Source organism: Streptomyces sp. NBC_00335, from assembly GCF_036127095.1.
In the GTDB taxonomy this organism is placed as follows: Bacteria; Actinomycetota; Actinomycetes; order Streptomycetales; family Streptomycetaceae; genus Streptomyces.
The window spans coordinates 8277768-8295435 of sequence record NZ_CP108006.1; the positions used below are offsets into that span (position 1 = coordinate 8277768).

General features: G+C 72.1%; 16 protein-coding genes. 7 read left to right on the forward strand and 9 right to left on the reverse strand.

Annotated elements, in window-relative coordinates; translation table 11 throughout:
- Positions 1-70 precede the first annotated feature (70 nt).
- The 3 genes from OHA37_RS37405 to OHA37_RS37415 all read right to left on the reverse strand — a co-directional run bounded on the left by OHA37_RS37405 (position 71) and on the right by OHA37_RS37415 (position 4614).
- Complete coding sequence (locus OHA37_RS37405) at positions 71-1855, reverse strand: glycoside hydrolase family 6 protein (RefSeq protein ID WP_266912277.1); 1785 nt, start codon at positions 1853-1855, stop codon at positions 71-73.
- 16 nt (positions 1856-1871) lie between these two features.
- Positions 1872-3404: a cellulase family glycosylhydrolase gene (locus OHA37_RS37410; RefSeq protein WP_266912279.1), complete on the reverse strand. Its 1533-nt coding sequence runs from the start codon at positions 3402-3404 to the stop codon at positions 1872-1874.
- 292 nt (positions 3405-3696) lie between these two features.
- Complete coding sequence (locus OHA37_RS37415) at positions 3697-4614, reverse strand: LysR family transcriptional regulator (RefSeq protein WP_266912281.1); 918 nt, start codon at positions 4612-4614, stop codon at positions 3697-3699.
- A gap of 117 nt (positions 4615-4731) precedes the next feature.
- On the opposite strand from OHA37_RS37415, the gene OHA37_RS37420 reads away from it, so the two are divergent.
- Both OHA37_RS37420 and OHA37_RS37425 read left to right on the forward strand, forming a co-directional pair.
- Positions 4732-5496 carry an SDR family NAD(P)-dependent oxidoreductase gene (locus tag OHA37_RS37420; protein ID WP_266912283.1) on the forward strand — a complete coding sequence of 255 codons (765 nt, stop codon included), beginning with the start codon at positions 4732-4734 and terminating at the stop codon, positions 5494-5496.
- Positions 5497-5586: 90 nt separating this feature from the next.
- A complete protein-coding gene (locus tag OHA37_RS37425) occupies positions 5587-5799 on the forward strand; it encodes a tautomerase family protein (protein ID WP_243333154.1) in 213 nt (70 codons plus the stop codon).
- A gap of 9 nt (positions 5800-5808) precedes the next feature.
- On the opposite strand, the gene OHA37_RS37430 is transcribed toward OHA37_RS37425, so the two are convergent.
- The 3 genes from OHA37_RS37430 to OHA37_RS37440 form a co-directional block, all read right to left on the reverse strand.
- Positions 5809-6459: a helix-turn-helix transcriptional regulator gene (locus tag OHA37_RS37430; RefSeq protein ID WP_266912286.1), complete on the reverse strand. Its 651-nt coding sequence runs from the start codon at positions 6457-6459 to the stop codon at positions 5809-5811.
- Between the two features lie 83 nt (positions 6460-6542).
- Positions 6543-8441, reverse strand: coding sequence for a M6 family metalloprotease domain-containing protein (locus OHA37_RS37435; protein WP_266912288.1), 1899 nt, complete (start codon positions 8439-8441; stop codon positions 6543-6545).
- Positions 8442-8588: 147 nt separating this feature from the next.
- The gene (locus OHA37_RS37440) at positions 8589-9224 is read right to left on the reverse strand and encodes a response regulator transcription factor (protein WP_266912290.1); all 636 of its coding nucleotides are present in this window, start codon (positions 9222-9224) and stop codon (positions 8589-8591) included.
- A gap of 147 nt (positions 9225-9371) precedes the next feature.
- Here OHA37_RS37440 and OHA37_RS37445 point away from each other — a divergent pair, with 147 nt between their 5' ends.
- On the forward strand, positions 9372-9896 hold the full coding sequence (locus OHA37_RS37445; protein WP_266912292.1) for a GNAT family N-acetyltransferase: 525 nt from the start codon (positions 9372-9374) through the stop codon (positions 9894-9896).
- A 46-nt stretch (positions 9897-9942) separates the two neighbouring features.
- On the opposite strand, the gene OHA37_RS37450 is transcribed toward OHA37_RS37445, so the two are convergent.
- Entirely contained in the window at positions 9943-11295 is a 1353-nt protein-coding gene (locus OHA37_RS37450; RefSeq protein WP_266912294.1) for a transcriptional regulator, read from the reverse strand.
- 139 nt (positions 11296-11434) lie between these two features.
- Between OHA37_RS37450 and OHA37_RS37455 the strand changes: the two genes are divergently transcribed.
- Positions 11435-12793, forward strand: a complete 1359-nt coding sequence (locus OHA37_RS37455) for a M64 family metallopeptidase (RefSeq protein WP_266912296.1) — start codon at positions 11435-11437, stop codon at positions 12791-12793.
- A gap of 104 nt (positions 12794-12897) precedes the next feature.
- On the opposite strand, the gene OHA37_RS37460 is transcribed toward OHA37_RS37455, so the two are convergent.
- Positions 12898-14451 carry a hypothetical protein gene (locus tag OHA37_RS37460; protein WP_266912298.1) on the reverse strand — a complete coding sequence of 518 codons (1554 nt, stop codon included), beginning with the start codon at positions 14449-14451 and terminating at the stop codon, positions 12898-12900.
- 111 nt (positions 14452-14562) lie between these two features.
- On the opposite strand from OHA37_RS37460, the gene OHA37_RS37465 reads away from it, so the two are divergent.
- Both OHA37_RS37465 and OHA37_RS37470 read left to right on the forward strand, forming a co-directional pair.
- The gene (locus OHA37_RS37465; protein ID WP_266912300.1) at positions 14563-15804 is read left to right on the forward strand and encodes a sensor histidine kinase; all 1242 of its coding nucleotides are present in this window, start codon (positions 14563-14565) and stop codon (positions 15802-15804) included.
- Positions 15801-16472, forward strand: coding sequence for a response regulator transcription factor (locus OHA37_RS37470; protein ID WP_266912302.1), 672 nt, complete (start codon positions 15801-15803; stop codon positions 16470-16472). The genes OHA37_RS37465 and OHA37_RS37470 overlap by 4 nt, the downstream gene beginning before the upstream one ends.
- A gap of 15 nt (positions 16473-16487) precedes the next feature.
- On the opposite strand, the gene OHA37_RS37475 is transcribed toward OHA37_RS37470, so the two are convergent.
- Positions 16488-17072 carry an SGNH/GDSL hydrolase family protein gene (locus OHA37_RS37475; RefSeq protein WP_266912304.1) on the reverse strand — a complete coding sequence of 195 codons (585 nt, stop codon included), beginning with the start codon at positions 17070-17072 and terminating at the stop codon, positions 16488-16490.
- 197 nt (positions 17073-17269) lie between these two features.
- Between OHA37_RS37475 and OHA37_RS37480 the strand changes: the two genes are divergently transcribed.
- A complete protein-coding gene (locus tag OHA37_RS37480; protein ID WP_266912306.1) occupies positions 17270-17662 on the forward strand; it encodes a hypothetical protein in 393 nt (130 codons plus the stop codon).
- Positions 17663-17668: the final 6 nt, after the last annotated feature.

Below are 17668 nucleotides of genomic sequence, written 5' to 3' on the forward strand. Positions count from 1 at the left end.
CGGAATCCAGAGGTTTCCGTACGGCTCCGGCCTTTGAGCGGGGTGGGGCGGTCAGCTCACCGGCGCTGCGTCACAGCGCCGGGTGGGCGTTCTTCATGAGCTCCTGGAACTGCGCCGAGAACCACTGGCCCGACAGCGGCGCGTCGGGGAGGGACCCCGACATGCTGTTGCCGTTGCGCGCGTTGCCCGTGTACGTCGGGTCGCACATCCGGTCGAAGCCCTTGCCCTCGTTGTTCGGGATCTCCTTGCTCGCGCCGTCCGACTCGCCCGGCGGCTTGATCCACACGTAGGCGTCGATGCCCGCGGCCGGGGCGGCCTGCGGACGCTCGCCGAGGCCGGCGCCCGACTGGTTGCACCAGTTGCCGAGGTGGATGCGCCGGTCGTAGCGGCCGCCGTTGACGTAGGTGTCCACGCTCGTCAGCGCGCCGGGTCCGGTCGGCCGAGCGGTGCCGCCCCAGCCGTTGCGGGAGGTGTCGATCAGCATGCCGAGGTTCGTGTCGAAGCCCAGCGACACCAGCTTGGTCCGCATGGCCTGGGCGTACGAGAGCTCGTCCGTGTACCGGTTCCAGTCGACCCACTTCGACTGGCGTACGGAGGTGCCGTTGACGGAGTCCTCGATCTTGAAGTGGTCCTCCTTCAGGGCGCTGTAGTTGGCCGTGTTCACGATGAAGCCGTGCACCTTGGCGAGCGTGGAGCCCTCGGCGGTGGCCGCCTGCTTGAACATCTCGGCGGAGGAGCCGAAGTTGTCGTCCCAGCCGAGCCAGCCGTGGTGGCCCGCGTCCACGTAGTTGTAGACGTTGGCGATCGAGCCCAGCTTGTTGAGCGCGTAGCCGACACCCTTGATGTAGTTGCCGTTGGCCTTCATCACGTCGCAGTTGGCGGTGGCCGTCGGCCGCCCGGTGACGTTGGTGACCAGGTTCGGGAGCGAGTCGATCTCGACCGTGGTGACGATCCGCAGCCCCGCGTACTTGGCGTCGGAGAGGATGGCGGCGATCGGGTCGATGTACTGCGTCTTGTACTTGTCGATCTCGGTCGGGCCCAGCTCGCCGTTGGAAGCGAGGGCGGCGCAGTCCCGGCCGGGGAGGTTGTAGATCACCAGCTGGACGACGAGTTCACCGCTGCCCTTCTGCGCCAGCGCCGCGTCCAGGTGGGCGCGCAGCCCCATCGAGCTGCTCGAACCCGCGATGGCGGCGGTGCGGTCCAGCCAGACACCGGTGGGCTGGTTCGACACCTTGGTGCCGCCCGGCTCGGCGGCGGCCTTGGCGGACCATTCGGGGTTCACGTACACCTTGGCGCCGGCGTACGGGTTGTCCGCCTTGGCGCCGGACGGCGGCGGGGTGGTCGGCGGGGTCGTGGGCGGCGTGGTCGGGGGAGTGGTCGGCGGCTGGGTCGGGTCCGTCGCGCCGTTGCAGGTGACGCCGTTGAGCTTGAAGGTCGCGGGCACGGCGTTCGTGCCGGTGTGCGAACCGTTGAAGCCGAAGGAGGTCGAGCCACCCGTGGCCAGGTTCCCGTTGTACGAGAGGCTCTTGGCGGTCACGGCCGCCCCGGACTGGCTGATCGCGGCGTTCCAGCCCTGGGTGACTTGCTGACCGTTCGCGTAGGACCACTCCAGGGTCCAGGAGGCCACGGGGTCACCGGTGTTGGTGACGGTCACGTTCGCGCCGAAGCCGGTGTTCCACTGGTTGGTGATCTGGTACTCGACCTTGCAGCCCGCGGTGGCGGCGCCGGCCGAGGTGCCGAACACGGTGGCGGTGGCGCCCGCGGCGGTGACGAGGCTGAGGGCCGCCAACAGGGCGGTGCGCCTGGTCGTGCGGGACGTGGTGCGGGGAGTCGTGCCGAGTGCTGTGCGGCTCATTTTCGTGGAATGCCTTTCAGTTCAGGGTGCGCAGGTGGTCGCGCAGTCCGGTGCCGAATGCGGTGGGGGTGCCGTCGTACGAGGTGATCAGCGCCGGACCGGAGCTGCAGTTCCAGGTGTTCCAGGTCCAGCCGAGGTACGAGAGGGAGCGGTCGTCGAACCACTTCATGACGCGGTCGATGAAGGCGTGCGCGCAGGTGTTCTCGCCGATCTCGCCCGCCACGAGGGGGACCTTGGCGGCGACCGGGGCGAGGGTGGAGTCCCAACAGGATTCGCTGGAACAGGTGTTGAAGTTGTAGACGTGCCAGGCCGCGGCCAGATTGCCCGTCGGGTCGGTGGGGGAGTGGGTGAGCCACTGGCTCAGGTCGTTGGAATAGGCGATGCCGGGGACGAGCAGGAGATTGCGGGCGCCGGTCGCGCGGACGGCGTCCACCAGGTCCTGCATGCCGGCGACCTCGTAGCCGATGCCCGGACACGTACCGCCGTCGCGCCAGCAGGTCCACGCCTGGGCGGTGGTGGGGGTGGCCCGGTCCGGATAGGGCTCGTTGAACAGGTCGAAGACGACCCGCCGGTCGTTCTTGAAGGTGTTCGCCACCGAGGTCCAGAACGCCGGGGTGTACTGGGCGTCCGGCATCGGCTTCTGACAGGAGGCGTGCACGTCGGCGCACCCCGAGGAGTTGCCGGTGTACTGGCCGTACGTCCAGTGCAGCTCGACGACCGGGGTCATGCCGTGCGCGAGGACCCGGTCGACCAGTCCCTTGACGGCGGCGACGTAATGCGCGCCCCGGTACTCGGGCTTGATGTTGTCGAGGCCGAGCCAGCACTCCTCGTTGAGGGGAATGCGGACGGTATTGGCCTCCCAGTCGGCGATGGCGCGCACCGAGGCGTCGTCGACGGGCCCGTCGAAGATGCCGTGGCCCTGGACGCACATGAACTCGGCCCCTGAGCGGTTGACGCCGAGGAGGCGGCGAGTGGCACCGTTCTGGTCGGTGAGGCGGTTGCCGGTGACGCTCAGTTCGGGCGCCCCGGAGACGGGGTCGGTGGGTGTGGGGGTCGGGCCCGTGGGGGTGGGCGTGGGAGTGGTGGGTGTGGGTGTGGGTGTGGGCGTCGGAGTGGGGCCGGGCCCGGAGCCGGTGGTGCAGGTGGCTCCGTTGAGCGTGAACGCGCTGGGCGCCGTATTGGCGCCCGACCACGAGGCGATGAAGCCGGTGGTCACGCTCGCGCCGGCGCCGAGCGCGGCGTTCCAGCTCTCGTTCACGGCGGTGACGGCCGATGCGGTCTGGGACCACTTGGCGCCCCAGCCCTGACTGATGGTCTGGCCGGCCGGAAAGCCGAAGCCGAGGCTCCAACCGTTCAGCGCGGAGCCGTTGTTGGTGACAGTGACCGCACCCTGGAAGCCGCCGGCCCATTGGCCGACGACCGAGTACGTCACCGTGCACGAGGGTGAGGCCGCGGCTCCTGTGGCCGTACCCACGACGGCGAGCGCACAGCTCGCCATCGCGAGCGCTGCCGTTGTGAGCAGCGCGGACGTGCGTGGGGGGTGTCGCATGAGCGAGTCCTTGCAGCGAGGGCGCGCTGGTGACGGCGCGCCGACTGACGGATTCGCTCCCACTGGTTGGGGCCAGACCGTAGCGGCAACTCACGCCAAGCAACAGAGGGGTTGACGAAATTCGCCCGGGAACGGCTTCGACTCTTCACGGACCTTGACGGCGTTGAGTCCCGTCTGCACAGTGGGAGCGCTCCCACTGGTTCGGAGCTTGTTCACACGCTCCCCGTACACCGTCATTCCCGAGCCGAGAGGAGAACCATTCCCATGCCGAACCGGCGCCCGGGCCGCCCCCTCAGACCACTCGATCCACGCGTGGAGCTGCGAGGCGGCCGACGAGTTCCTCGACGAACGCCTCCAGGTGGGGCGGGCGGGCGCCGGTTCGGGTGGCGACGAACCACGTGCGGGTCAGCGGCTTCGCGCCCATGCGGACCAAGGCCAGATCGTGCGAGGCCGCGTAGGGGGAAGCCACCCAGTTGGGCAGGACGGTCAGGCCCTGGCCGCCCGCCACCATCTCGATCACCAGGTCGGTCACCACCGGCATCGTGGTGATGCGGGCCGGCCGCGCGCCGGCGGGGATCGGCAGTGGCATCGACGGGATGCGCTTCTGGTCGTAGAAGTCGTAGAGGACCAGGTCCTTGCCGTCGAAATCGCGGGCGGTCACGTGTGCGCGGGAGGCCCACGGGTGCGCGGCGGGCACCACCGCCACCATCTCGTCGTCGAACAGCCTGGTCAGGGACACCCGGTCCATCTGCAGGTCCGGCTTGGTCACCAGGGCCACGTCGACCAGGTCGGCGAGCAGGGCGGGGATCGGCGCGTCGTCGGCGACGGTCTCGATGCGGACCTCGATGTCCGGCTCGCGCGCCCGGAAGGCGCGCAGGACCGGCGGCAGCCAAGGGAAGGTGGTGCTGCACTGGGCGGCGAAGCGCACGCGCCGGTCCCGGCCGTCGCGGAGCTCCCGCAGATCGCGCGAGGCCGATTCGAGTTCCCCGAGGACGTGGCGGGCGGCGACCAGGAGCCGGCGGCCGGCGGCGTTGGGGATCAGCCGGCGGCCCTTGCGGTCGAAGAGCGGCATCCCGAGACGGGCCTCCAGTCGGGTCAGCCGCTGGCTCAGCGCCGGCTGGCTGACGTAGAGCCGCTCGGCGGCGGCGGTCAGGGAGCCGGCCTCGGCCGTGGCCTCGAGGAGTTCCAGGTCGCGCAGGTCCACATCCATAACGCTGGATTATCACATGCTTCATATTCCGTCGTGGTGTTATGGGTTGAGGGCTCCTAGGTTTCTGGTGTCGGCCACCGGGGCTCCCCGGCCGCCGCCCACGAAAGGGACACCTTCATGAGCGTCACCAGCACCAGCACCACCGCCCGTACCGCCACGGTCCTCGTCACCGGCTCCTCCAGCGGCATGGGCCTCGACATCGCCCGCGCCTTCCTGGCCGCCGGCGCGAACGTCGTGCTCAACGGCCGCGACCCCGACCGTCTCGCCAAGGCCGCCGCCGGTCTCGGGCATCCGGAGCGCACCGCCTGCGTCGCGGGCAGCACCGCCGCCCGGGAGACCGGCGAAGCGCTCGTCCGCACGGCGCTGGAGCGCTTCGGGCGGATCGACGTCCTGGTCAACAACGCCGGCACCTTCGAGCCGAAGCCCTTCACCGAGGTGACGGAGGACGAGCTCGACGGCTACCTGACGGGGAACCTCAAGGGCACCTACCTCACCACGCAGGCGGTCGTACGCGCCCTGCGCGCCCAGGGTGAGGGCGGCAGCATCGTCAACATCGGCACCGTACTGGTGGACCACGCGCTGGCCGGTTTCCCGGCCTCCGCGCCCGTGGTCAGCAAGGGCGGCGTGCACGCACTGACGACGAGCCTCGCGGCCGAGCTCGCCTCCGACGGGATCAGCGTCAACCTGGTCGCACCGGGCATCATCCGCACCCCCCTGCACGCGGGCGCCGACGTGGACGCCTACGGCGGTCTCGCCCTGCAGGACCGTGTCGGCGAGGTCGCCGAGATCTCCGACGCCGTGCTGTACCTCGCGGGCGCCGGGTTCGTGACCGGCCACTCCCTGCGGGTGGACGGCGGCCACGTGACCGGCCGTCGCATCTGACGCTCCTCGTCGCTGCGACCGCCACTGCCACTGCCACCCCCTCCCCCTCCCCCTCCCCCTCCACCTCCGCCACGAGAAGAAGGAGTCCCCGTGCCGTACGTCAACGTCAAGATCACCCGTGAAGGCGCCACCGCGTCGCAGAAGGCCGAGCTCATCGCAGGCATCACCGACCTGCTGGTCAAGGTCCTCGACAAGGACCCGGCGACCACGTTCGTCCTCATCGACGAGGTCGCCCTGGAGGACTGGGGTGTGGGCGGCGTCCCGACGGACGAGTACCGCCGCCGCAACCGTCCCCGCGGCTGACCTTCGGAGTCAGGCCGGGCGCAGGTCCGCCGCGCACAGGTCCGGGCCGATGAAGGGCAGCAGCCGCACCGTGGCCCCGCCGCCCTCCAGCAGTCCGTCCAGGACGCCTTGATGGACGGCGCACACGACCTCGGGCCGGGCTCGGGCCAGTTCCCGGTACGGGCACTCGTGCAGCAGGACCCGCCGGGTGTCGGGGTCGGGCCCCGGCGCGTCCCTGGGCGCGAAGCCCATCCGGGCGGCCGCGGCGAACACCCGCTCCGCCGCCGGACCGCTCCCGGCCAGCCGGCGCCCCCAGCCGAGGCCGGCCTCGCGGGACGCGCCCGGACCGCCCCCGACGGCCTCGGCCAGGGCCTGGGCGAGCTCCCGGAAGGGGCTGTCCGCCGGTTCCTCCTGGGGGTCGGGCCGGGCGGCCGCGTACCGCAGTCGGGGCCTGCCGCGGCCCGCCCTGGCCGAGGCGGTGGCCGTGACCAGGCCCGCCGCGGCCAGGGCGGCCAGGTGGTGGCGGACGGTGGCGACCGACAGCCCCGTGGCGGCGGCCATGTCGTCCACGCCCAGCAGGCCGTCCGCCTCCCGCAGCAGGGTCATCAGTCGCCGGCGTGACGGTGCGGCCAAGGCGTGGTGGACGCGCTGGGCATCCGCCTCGCGGGACATTTCGGTCATGGCCCAAATATAATCGACGCCCATGGGTTAAAAGGGGAGGGGGAGGAGGGGGCGCAAGAGAGAGGAGGTCTCCTCCTCCGCCCTCAGGTGCCCGTCCGGACGGCGAGGGACCATTCGTTCAGCACCCCGGCGTTCGAGACGACCGCGTCGGTGATCCTGAGCTTCCAGCTCCCCGGCACGGAGTCGCCGATCAGCGGGGCGAGCAGCGAGGGCGGCTGCGAATCCAGCGTCACCCGCAGGTTCTTGGCGTTGCCGCCCGAGCGGTTGTGGATCACGGCCCGGCGGCCGCTCGGGGCCATCAGGACCACGCGCAGATCGCCGATGCGGGGGTGCTCGATGTCGATCGTCACCGTCAGGTCCCGGACCGTGCCCTGGCCCTGGAGGGTGATCGCGTCGGTCAGACCGCCGAAGTCGTCCTCGGGAATCGAGGCGCCGGGCGCCGACGCGCCCGTGACCAGGGTGCCCGCCACGCCCTGCTCGCCCGTCCGGAAAGTGAGCACCGGGCCCGGCGCGGAGACGGCCGAGATGGTCAGACCGGATTCGGTGCCGTCCCACCACAGAGACGCGGGGCGGCTGCTGTGCGAGACGGCGGTGCCCAGGGTGGGTCCGAACAGGTCGGCGCCGTCGCCCTGGTTCCGGTTGGTCTCCAGGTCCAGGTGGCCGTCGGCCTGGAGGAGCGCGCACTGGTAGTGACCCACCGCGGTGCCGTTCTGGAACTCGTTCGACCCCTTGATGTCGCAGTGGTAGACGGCGAGCCCGCTGGAGGTGAGCCGGGAGTCGAAGCCCGCGCGGGTGCGGTTCTCCACGAGGTAGTACTCGACGTCGCGCCGCTGCGGGTTCTGGTAGATCAGGGCCTCGTCGTACTCGCCCTGCCGGGCCTCGTAGAAGCCGGGCTGGGAGATGTCGACGTCGTGCGTCCAGTGCACGAGCCGCCGCAGGTAGACGCAGACCGCGGACGGGAGGAACCCGTCGCCCAGGTTGTTGCCCGCGGCCATCGCGCAGTACGTGCCCAGGCCCGCGCTGGAGAAGTCGTCGCCCTCGCGCTCCGCCGTTCCGTAGTCGTACAGGTCCGGCCAGCGGCACAGCAGGTGGCCGCTCTCGTGGCAGAAGGTGCCGATGCTCAGGTCGGCGGCCGTCTCGCCGATGCTCGTGACGGTGTACAAGTCCGTCCGCACGCTGCCGATCTGGGCGGGGAAGCGGGAGTTGTGCGGCCAGAGGTCCTCCCTGAATTCCGTCCGGCCCGCGTACATGATGCAGAGGGAGTCGACGACGCCCCGCCCGAGCGAGTCGAACCGGGTGAAGTCCACGCCGGCGTCGACGGCCGCCTGCAGGGCCTCCGGTACGAGCCGTCCGCGGTTCTGCGGGAGCCCGTAGGCGAGGCGGGGACGGCTCAAACGCAGCGGGCCGACCACGGTGTTGGTGAAGCGGAGCCGGCCGGTCGACATCGTGCGGAAGAACTCCTTGACCGAGGAGCTGTTTCCGTTCGCCGTGAAATGGGGGCTGTTCAGCAGTGCGGAGACCTCGTCGACCGTGACCTGCGTGGGCTTGTCCGGGAAGTCGACGAGGATCGTCAGCCCCTGGACGTCGCCCTCGCTGAGGACGAAGCCGGGGAGCAGGCCCTTGTTGGGGCCGAAGGTCAGGAGGGTGTCCGGATCGGTGGTGGCCCGGTCCTCCTCCGGGACCGTCTCCATCAGCCGTTCCTTCACCACGTCCCGCCGGTAGACCTGTCCTTCGCGCAAGTGCCGGGGCAGCCCCTCGGGCGCCGGCCGGGAAACCGGCGTGCCGCTGGAGACGAACCGGCGTCCGGCACCGCCGCCGTCGGTCTCGGCGAAGCAGTACAGGCCCCGGGTGTCGTCGTAGACGACCGAATAGCCGTCGAGCGTCTCGTACCGTGCGTACTTGTCGTCACCGAAGGCGACGAGCCGCACGTCACCGCCTTCCTCCTGGGCGAAGGTGAGGGTGTCGCCGAAGATGCCACTCATCGCAAAGCGCCTCCCGGATCCGGACACACGAAGGCTGTCGCCTTCAGTGTCCGGTGGATCCCGGGACGGGCACAGGGCAGAAGGACCCACGCCGGGCGGGGCAGGGATACCCCGGCCAGGAGGGTCGCCCCGGTCGGGGGCCCCCGGTCAGGAGGAGGCCGGGATGAGGTCGTGGGTCAGGGCGAAACGCGTCAGGTCGGCCCGCCGCCGCGAGCCGATCTTGTCGCGGAGCCGGTCCAGGTGGGAGTGCACGGTGTGCTCGCTGATGCCCAGCCGGACGGCGATGCCGTGGTCGGTCTCCCCGCGGGCGACCAGCTCCAGGACCTGCCGTTCGCGGTCCGTGACGTGGCAGGGGGGCGCCGCGTCCGGGACCGGCCCCACGGCGAGATCGGCGGAGACGTACGAGCAGCCGCCGGCGACCAGCCGGATCGCGGCGAGCAGTTCGCGCTCCCCGGCCCGCCGGCTCAGGCAGCCGCGGGCTCCGGCGCGCAGCGCGCCCCGGGCGTCGTCGGGCGGGCCGGAGGAGAGCACCAGGACGGCGAACCCGAGTCCGGCCAGCCGCGCCACCACCTCCGCCAGGCATCCGGGCGACAGCCGGAGGTCGACGAGCAGGACGTCCCCGGCCAGGGCCTCCCCGCGCTCCAGCGCGGCGGTCACCTCATCGACCGATCCGGCGCCCAGTACGAAGGCCGGGCCGTCGGCCGCTTCGAGCACGCGGGCCACGCCGTGGCGCAGCAGCGGGCAGTCACCGAGGACGGCGACCCGTCCCGCGTCCGCACTCATGCGCGCCCCTCTCGGCCTGGGCCCGCGCCGGTGGGAGCGCGGCCCCGCCCCTCCAGTCTTGGCCCTCCGGAGCCGTCCGGCATGCCGGACGCCCGGACGTCCGGCCGCCCGCCCGGGACGGTTTCCGCGGACTGTTATCGTCCGGTCATGCCCGAGCTGATCACACCCACCCCCCGTCTCTACGCCTCCTGGCTCGCCGCGCAGGAGGAATGGGGTCCCGACGCGCACATGGACGGCGCCGGGCTCGGCTCCGACGACGACGTGGACACCCCCGAGGGCTTCGCCGCCTGGACGGAGCGGCTGCGCCGGTACGGGGACCGCGCGGTGCCCCTCGAACACGGACGCGTCCACGCCACGTACTGGTGGATCGCCGAAGGCGACGAGTACCTGGGCGCCATCGACCTGCGGCACTACCTGAACGGCTTCCTGCTCGACGCGGGGGGCCACATCGGCTACAGCGTGCGCCCCTCGGCCCGCCGCCGCGGCCTGGCCACCTGGGCCCTGGGCGAGGTCAAGCACGAGGCCCGGCTGCTGGGGATCGACCGGGTGCTGCTCACCTGCGACCCCGGCAACGAGGGTTCGATCCGCACGATCGAGAGCAGCGGCGGCGTGCTGGAAGACGTCCGCGAGACCCTGATCGGCCCCAAGCGGCGCTACTGGATCGACCTCTAGACCTAGAGTAGACCTAGACCTAACCCCGGCCCCGGCCGCCGGCCCGCTACCGCGCCGCCGGACGGTGCGGGAACGCGGGCGCCGCGGGAGCAGGGCCCAGTGTGGTCGTGCCGGGAGCCGCGCGGTGGCCCAGGCCCGTGCGGTAGGCGTCCAGTGCCGCCTCGGTGCGGCCGGCCCGGCGCAGCAGATCACCCAGGAGCCGGCACAGGTCCGCGAGGTCGCCCGTCGCCCCGCTGCGCTCCAGCAGCGCCAGGGCCTGCACGTAGTGCTCCTCGGCGGCCTCGGGCTCGCCCCGCTCCTCGGCCATGAGGCCGAGCAGTCGGTGCGCGCCGCCCGCGTGGACGGCGCCGTGACTGTCGCCGAGGGCCAGCAGGGCCGAGAGCAGCCCGGCGGCCTCCTCGTACCGGCCGAGCCGGCGCAGTACGTCGGCCAGCTCGACCTCCACCTGGGCGGTGTACAGGGCCGCCCGCCCGGCCGAGAGCATGTCCCGCGCCGTACGCAGTTCCCGCTCGGCGGAGACGAGGTCCCCGTCCTGGGCCTGTACGTAGCCGCGCATCCAGTGGCAGTGCGCCAGGTCGGTCCGCAGCTGTAGCTGCCCGTAGATCGCCTGGGCCTTGGCCAGGGAGGCGTCGGCGTCGGCCACCCGCCCCTCGGTCAGGAAGGTCCGCGCGACCTGCCGGTGCATGCCCGCCACCAGGGCCGGGTCGGTGACCCGGGGGGCCAGTGCCAGGGCCAGCTCGGCGGCGTGGGCGGCCCGGGCGTGGGCGCCCATGTCGATGTACGGCCCGATGACCGCGGCGTAGAGCAGGAGCAGCGCCTCGGGGTCGGCCAGTCCGCTCGCCCCCAGTTCGTCGATGGTGGATTCCAGCAGGTAGCAGGCGTAGCGCAGCTCCCCGGCGAGCAGGTGCGCCACGGCGCGGCCGCGGATCGGGCGGGCCCGGCGGGGGAGCGGCTCCTCGGCCAGCAGGCGCTCGGCGGACTCGAAGTGGCCGATGGCGTCGGTGAGTTCACCCGTCTCCAGGGCGCAGTCGCCGAGTCCGAGCAGGGCCCCGACCCGCTCGTCGGTGAGGCCGAGCTCCTCCGCTTCGGCGAGCAGGCGCCGGTAGTGGACGGCGGCCTCGCCCGCCGCGCCGGAGGCCAGGAGCTGCTGGGCGTCGGTGAGGGCGAGGCGCAGCTCGGTGGCGAGCCCGGCGGGGCGTCCGGTGGTCAGTTCCTCGTAGGAGGTGCCGAGTCGTCCGGCCAGGAAGCGCAGGGCGGCCTCCGAGGGGCGCACCTTGCCCGACTCCAGGGTGGAGACATAGGCCGGGGTGTACGAGGGCTCAGCCAACTTGCGCTGTGTCAGGCCGAGTTCGGTGCGCATGCGCTGAACCCTGCGGCCGATTGCGGCCGGTTCGTCCATGGGATCCCCCTGGTTGCTCGAACTGCCCAGTATTCAGGGGGAGCAGGGCATTGCGCACCCGTCGTGCGCCGCCTAATTTAAGCAGCCGATTCAATCTGTTTACATTCATGCTTAACTCCCTTCACCGCAGGAGGACTTCATGCACCACGTCAGACGCCCGGCCGCCCGGGCGGTCCTGCGGGCAGCCGTCGCGGCGGCCTGCGCGACCGCCGCTTTGCTGGCCGCCGGGCCCGTCCGCGCGGCCGACGCCCCGGTCGTGCCGCGGCTGGTGGTGGAGATTCCGGGGCCGGAGCAGGGTGGTGACGCCGGATCGGGCCATGCCCGCGTCCCCGCACGGGCCGGTCAGGCGGCCGGTTCGGGCGCCCGGCTCTCCGAAGCGGAGCGGGCGGCCGACGGGGAGGTCGCCAAGCTCGTCGACAACGGACCCACCGGCGACCGGCTGGACGTGGTCGTCATCGGCGACGGCTACACGGCGGCCGAGCTGGGCAAGTTCCACACCGACGCCCGGGCCAAGTGGGCCGAGGTGACGGCCGTGGAGCCGTACGCCACCTACCGGAACCTCTTCAACGTCTGGACGGTCGACGCCGTCTCCCACGAGTCCGGAGTCTCCGGCGACCCTGACCGGGGGGCCGTCCGCGACACGGCCCTCGGCTCGTACTTCTGGTGCGAGGAGATCGAGCGGCTCCTGTGCATAGACCAGCCCAAGGTGGACGCCTACGTGGCCAAGGCGCCGGAGGCCGATCTGGTCATCGTCCTGGCCAACAGCGCCAAGTACGGCGGCGCCGGCTACAACGAACCCAGCGCCACCCTCGGCTACGAAGGCATCTCCACCGCCTCGGCGGACAACGCCAAGTCCGGCCAGGTAGCCATCCACGAGACGGGCCACTCGCTCGGCAAACTCGCCGACGAGTACTTCTACCCCGGGGTCCCGGACTACGAGAAGTACACGGGGCCGGAGCCCGCCGAGTCCAACACCTCCAAGCTGTCCGCCGACCGGATGGCCCGGCAGCGGGCCAAGTGGTACCGCTGGCTCGGCGAGACCTCTCCGGACGGCGGCGCCGTCGGCGCGTACGAGGGCGGCGGCTACTTCGCCACCGGGATCCGGCGGCCCACCGACAACTCGCTGATGCGGGTCCTGGGCAAACCCTTCAACCTCCCCGGCGTCGAGGCGATGATCGCCGGCTTCTACAAGCACGCGAAGGCCGTCACCCCGCTCACCCCGACGGACCGCACCCTGCGGACGGCGCACCTCGCGAAGGTGGCCGTGCCCCGGCTCACCGGCGGCGACGGCCGCCAGCTCCTGGTCCGCTGGTACCTCGACGGCCGCGAGGTCAAGCGGCTGGCGGGCCGGACCGACGTCACCGTCGCGGAGCTGAGGCTCCCCGACCGGCGCACCCACACCCTGTCGGTCACCGCCGAAGACCGGACCCCTTCGGTCCGCGACCCGGAGATCGCCCGCACGCTGCGCTCCACCGTCTACTGGAACGTCCGCAGGTAGCCCGACCCCCGGGGCGATGGCCGGGCGGGCGCGGCACGCACGGCGACGGCGGCGCGGGAGCCATCGCTCCCGCGCCGCCGTAGGTCGTCCCCGGTCCACAGCCCCTAGGCAGGCTCGCCCACGCGGTGGGCGGCCGGGGCGCCGGCCCGCTCGCCGCTCCGCGGCAGGCGGCGCCGCGCCAGGGCCATGGCGGCCACCGTGTACGCGCACAGCACCGCGACCCCCGCCCACCAGGGCAGCGGGAAGTATCCCGCAGAAGGCGCGTAGTGGGCGGTGACCTGCGGATATTCCACGAGGGTCTGCTGGACGGCGAAACCGGCGGCCGGAGTCACCCGCAGCAGCCACTGCGCGAGCCCGTCGCTCAGCAGGGGGACGGTGCACACGGCGTACGGGACCACGACCGCCGAGACGGCGACGAGGCCGGCGAGCCGGCGGCGCCGCAGCAGCGCGCCGAGCGCCAGGGCGAGTACGGCCGTGAGGGCGAGCGCAGCGGAGACGCCCAGGACCACCCGGGCTCCGGTGAGCACGGACAGCCCCACGACGGGCACCCCGTTCGACGCCAGGACCGCCGCGCCGACCGGCACCACGATGCCCACGGCGAGCAGCCCGGTCACGAAGGTCACGGCTCCCACGACAATGGCCCTCGCCCCGAACACCGCACGGGTGAGGGGCGCGGCGTCCCCCGGCCCGCGTCGGCCGGACCCGCCGTCGGCGAACCGTACGGCCACCACCAGCACGATGAGCAGGGCGAGGCTCAGACCGGTCAGCATTCCCTCCACGGGGCGCCCGCCCCAGGTGGCCGTGGGCGCGATGTCACCGGTGCCGACGACGGTGATGCTGCCGTCCTTCTCCACGGCCCCGGAGGGGTGATGCTTCTCCCAGTCGGTCACGTTCATCTCGCCGACCAGCCCGGCCCGCCAGCTCACGTCCGTGCCGGCGCCCTCCAGACGGACGTGGTCGAAGGAACCGGCGGCCTGGGTGAAGCGCACCTGCTCCGTGGCCCCGCCCAGGCCCACCGGCCGTAGCGTCAGGTCACCGGGAGAGGTGGCGAACAGGCCGACCTGCGCGGCCTCCGGCAGTCCGGGAACCTTCACCGCGGCCACCTTCGCCCACCGCTCGCCGTCGGAGGACTCGTAGCCCGTGACGGTGTCGCCCGACCGGGTCAGCCGCAGCCACAGCGGCGACCCGTCCGAGACCGCGGAGCTCTTGACGGCGCTCCCGGCGATGTCGTGCTCGTAGTCGTACTGCATCCGCACGCCGTGCTCGCCGGTGAGCATCAAGGCCGCGTACGAGGACCCCTGGCGGACGCCGTCCTTGATGATGATCCCGGCCTTCGCCCAGGGCACCAGACCCGGGACGATCCGGTCGTGGTGGGGCGGCGGATAGGTGATGGTGCCCGTCATGGACTTCATCCGGACCGTGATGCTGCCCTCGCGCCCCAGATCCCGGTGCATGAAGGCGAACTGGTCGCTGACCGCGGTGCCGTCCGGACCGGTGGGGTCCGTCGGGCACGGGCCGGAGCAGGACGCGTGGTTGCCGAACGCGTAGAGCAGCCCGAGGGCCAGGACCATCAGGGCCGCCGTGACCAGGGCGATCAGCCGGGCCGGACGCAGGAAGCGGGTCCACTCCTGCCGGAGGAGTTCGTTGTGTGTGAGCATGCTTCGGTTCTACGCAGCCGGTCGTAACGGGGTCCGAACCGTCGCTGTCATGACGCTGTTAGGTGCCGCCGGGCATGCTGGACGCCATCGGACGGGACGGGGAGAGAAGCCATGGCCACACTACGGAGCAGGACCGTCGGACGGCGGTTCACGATTCTCTACGCCGCGGTGTTCCTGCTCTCCGGGATCGGGCTGATCGCCCTGATCTACCTGTTCTCCCGCTCGGACATGACCGTGTCCGCTGCCCGGCAGCAGCCGCCGCCGGGCGGGCCGGCCACGGGCGTCGCACAGCACGTCCTCGACCTGGAACGACAACTCGCGGACGTACACGCCCAGCAGTCCAGGCAGCTCCTGTTCGGCTCGCTGATCGCGATCGTCGTGATGGCCGCCGTCTCGCTCCTGCTCGGCCGGATCCTCGCCGGGCACGTCCTGCGCCCGCTGCGCCTGATCACCGCGGCCACGCGGCGGATCTCCGCGGACACCCTGGACCAGCGGCTCGCCGTGGCCGGGCCCGACGACGAGGTCAAGGAGCTCGCGGACACGGTGGACGGCCTCTTGGCGCGCCTGGAGGCCTCGTTCGCCGCGCAACGGCGCTTCGTGGCCAACGCCTCGCACGAACTGCGCACTCCGCTGACGACGATCCGCGCTTCGCTCGACGTGGCCGTGGCCAAACCACTGCCCGCGCCGCAGACCCTCGCGCTCGCCGGCCGGGTGCGTACCGAACTCGACCGGGTGGACCGCCTGTTGGAAGGCTTCCTCGTGCTCGCCCGGGCCCAGCACGGCGTCCTGCCCGACCGGGTTCCCGTCTCGCTCGCCGGGCTGGCGGGAGAGGCGCTGGCCGCCAGGGCCGCCGCCGTCGCGGAGAAGAACCTGACCGTCGAGGACGGGCTGACGCCGCGGGCGTGGACACGGGGCAGCCCGGCTCTGCTGTCCCGGCTCGTGCAGAACCTGATCGACAACGCGATCGTGCACAACCAGGGGGGCGGCTGGATCCGGATCGCCACCGAGGACGGCGCCACCGGGGACGACGCCACCGAAGACGGCACCAGCGCGAACGGCACCGGCGCGGCCGACGGCCCCTGGGCCCGCCTCGTCGTCGAAACCGGCGGGGGTGTCCTCGACCAGGAGCAGGTGGACCGGCTGACGCAGCCGTTCGAGCGGCTCGGCACCGACCGGACCGGATCGCAGGAGAGTTCCGGACTGGGGCTGTCGATCGTCGCCGCCATCGTCTGCGCGCACGGCGGCCGCCTCGACCTCCGCGTCCGGCCGGAAGGCGGACTGAAGGTGACGGCCGCGATGCCGTCGGCGGCCGCCCCGAACGGCTCGGACGGCCTGATCGGGGGGACACCGTGAGGATCCTGGTCGTCGAGGACGCGCGCTCGCTCGCCGAGGTCGTCGCCGAAGGACTGCGGGACCAGGGAATGGCCGTGGACCTCGCGTACGACGGGCTGGCCGCCGCCGCCAAGCTCGACGTGAACGCGTACGACGTGGTGGTCCTCGACCGGGACCTGCCCGGCATACACGGCGACACGCTCTGCCGGATGATCACGGAGCGGGACGACCGCGCGATGGTGCTGATGCTGACCGCGGCCGGATCGCCCGGCGACCGGGTCAGCGGCCTCACGCTGGGCGCCGACGACTACCTCGCCAAACCGTTCCACTTCCCCGAACTGATCCTGCGCATCCGCTCCCTGGCCCGCCGCAGGCCCGCGGCCCGGCCCCGTACGCTGCGCGCCGCCGGAATCGAACTCGACCCGGTCCACCGCACCGCCCTGCGGGACGGCGCCCGCCTGGAGCTCTCCGTCAAGGAGTTCGCCGTCCTGGAGGCCCTGCTCAGGGTCAGTCCCGGCTTCCTGAGCGCCGAGGCCCTCCTGGAACAGGTGTGGGACGAGAACGCGGACCCGTTCACCAACACGGTCGCGGTCACCATGGGCCGCCTGCGCCGCAAACTGGGCGCCCCGCAGATCATCACGACGACCCCGGGCGTGGGCTACCGCATCGCCGGCCCCGCCCCGGCCTGATCGACAGGGCACCCCTCAGAGGGGGTTCAGCTCCCCGAGCCCCAGGGTGCGCAGGGTGTGGTTCGCCATCCGCAGGTGACCGACCGCGTTGGGGTGGGCGGCGTCGTCGAGCCAGGAGATCGGGTCCAGCGTGCCGTGGTGCTCCAGCCAGTGGGCCTCGTGGTCGACGAGCAGCGCTCCGGTCTCCTTCGCGATCTCCCGTACGGCCCGGCAGTACGCGGGGAGTGCCGCACGCCGCTCCCGGCCCGCGAGGCCGACCAGCGCCGGGGTGTGCAGGACCACCTGCGTGCGCGGGTCCACTCCGGCGATGATCCGGCGCATCGCCTCGTGGAACCGGGGCAGTCCCTCCTCGCCGGCGAGGCAGTCGTTCGTGCCGAGGGACACGGACAGCACGTCGGGCTCGAACCGGCCGATGAGGTGGTCGTGGAGCGAGAGCACGTCGGCCGCGCCCCATCCGGAGACTCCGGTGTTGACCACGACATCGGTGAGCCGGCGCAACTGCCACCGGACCCGCTCGTGCACGTGCTCGACCCAGCCGCGGGCCCCGTGCGTGTGCAGCACGGCCTGGGTGATGCTGTCCCCGGTCGTCACCCAGGTCATGGGGCTCTCCGTCAGCCGGATCATCGGTGTGTCCCTTCCACGTCCGGTCGCCCGCGCGCCTCCGACGGCGGCGGTGCTCCGTAGAGGGGTCATGCTGCCCGACCAAGATCATGCGTACAACGCCCGGCCGCTCCGAGGGCGCCCTGACCGGGGCGGATAATGTCACGGCACGTACCGAGCGGAGAGTTGAAGAAACGATGGCGCTGAACGAAGGCCGGCGGGTGAGGCTGGCGCAGGACGTCCGGCTGAGCGACTGGGTCGCGATGACGGAGGGCCCCTCGGCCACGGCGGGGGCCGTCGCCGGTTCGCTGTCTCTGGCGGCGGGCATCGAGGGCACCGTGGTGCGGTTGGTCGAGCACGACCTGCAGACTCCGGAGTCCCGCGAGTACGAGAGGCTCAAGTCGCTCCTGGACGCCTTCGGCGCGGGGATGCCGGCGGAGAGCAAGAAGCAGCTGGAAGAGAAGGTCGCCGGCCTGGAGCCCGCGTGGACCGCCTACCGGGCGGAGCCGATCCGGGTGACCGTCGAAGTGCGCTTCGACAACGGATTCATCCTCGACGACGCACGGGAAGACCTCTTCGCCCCCGCCTGACAGGGC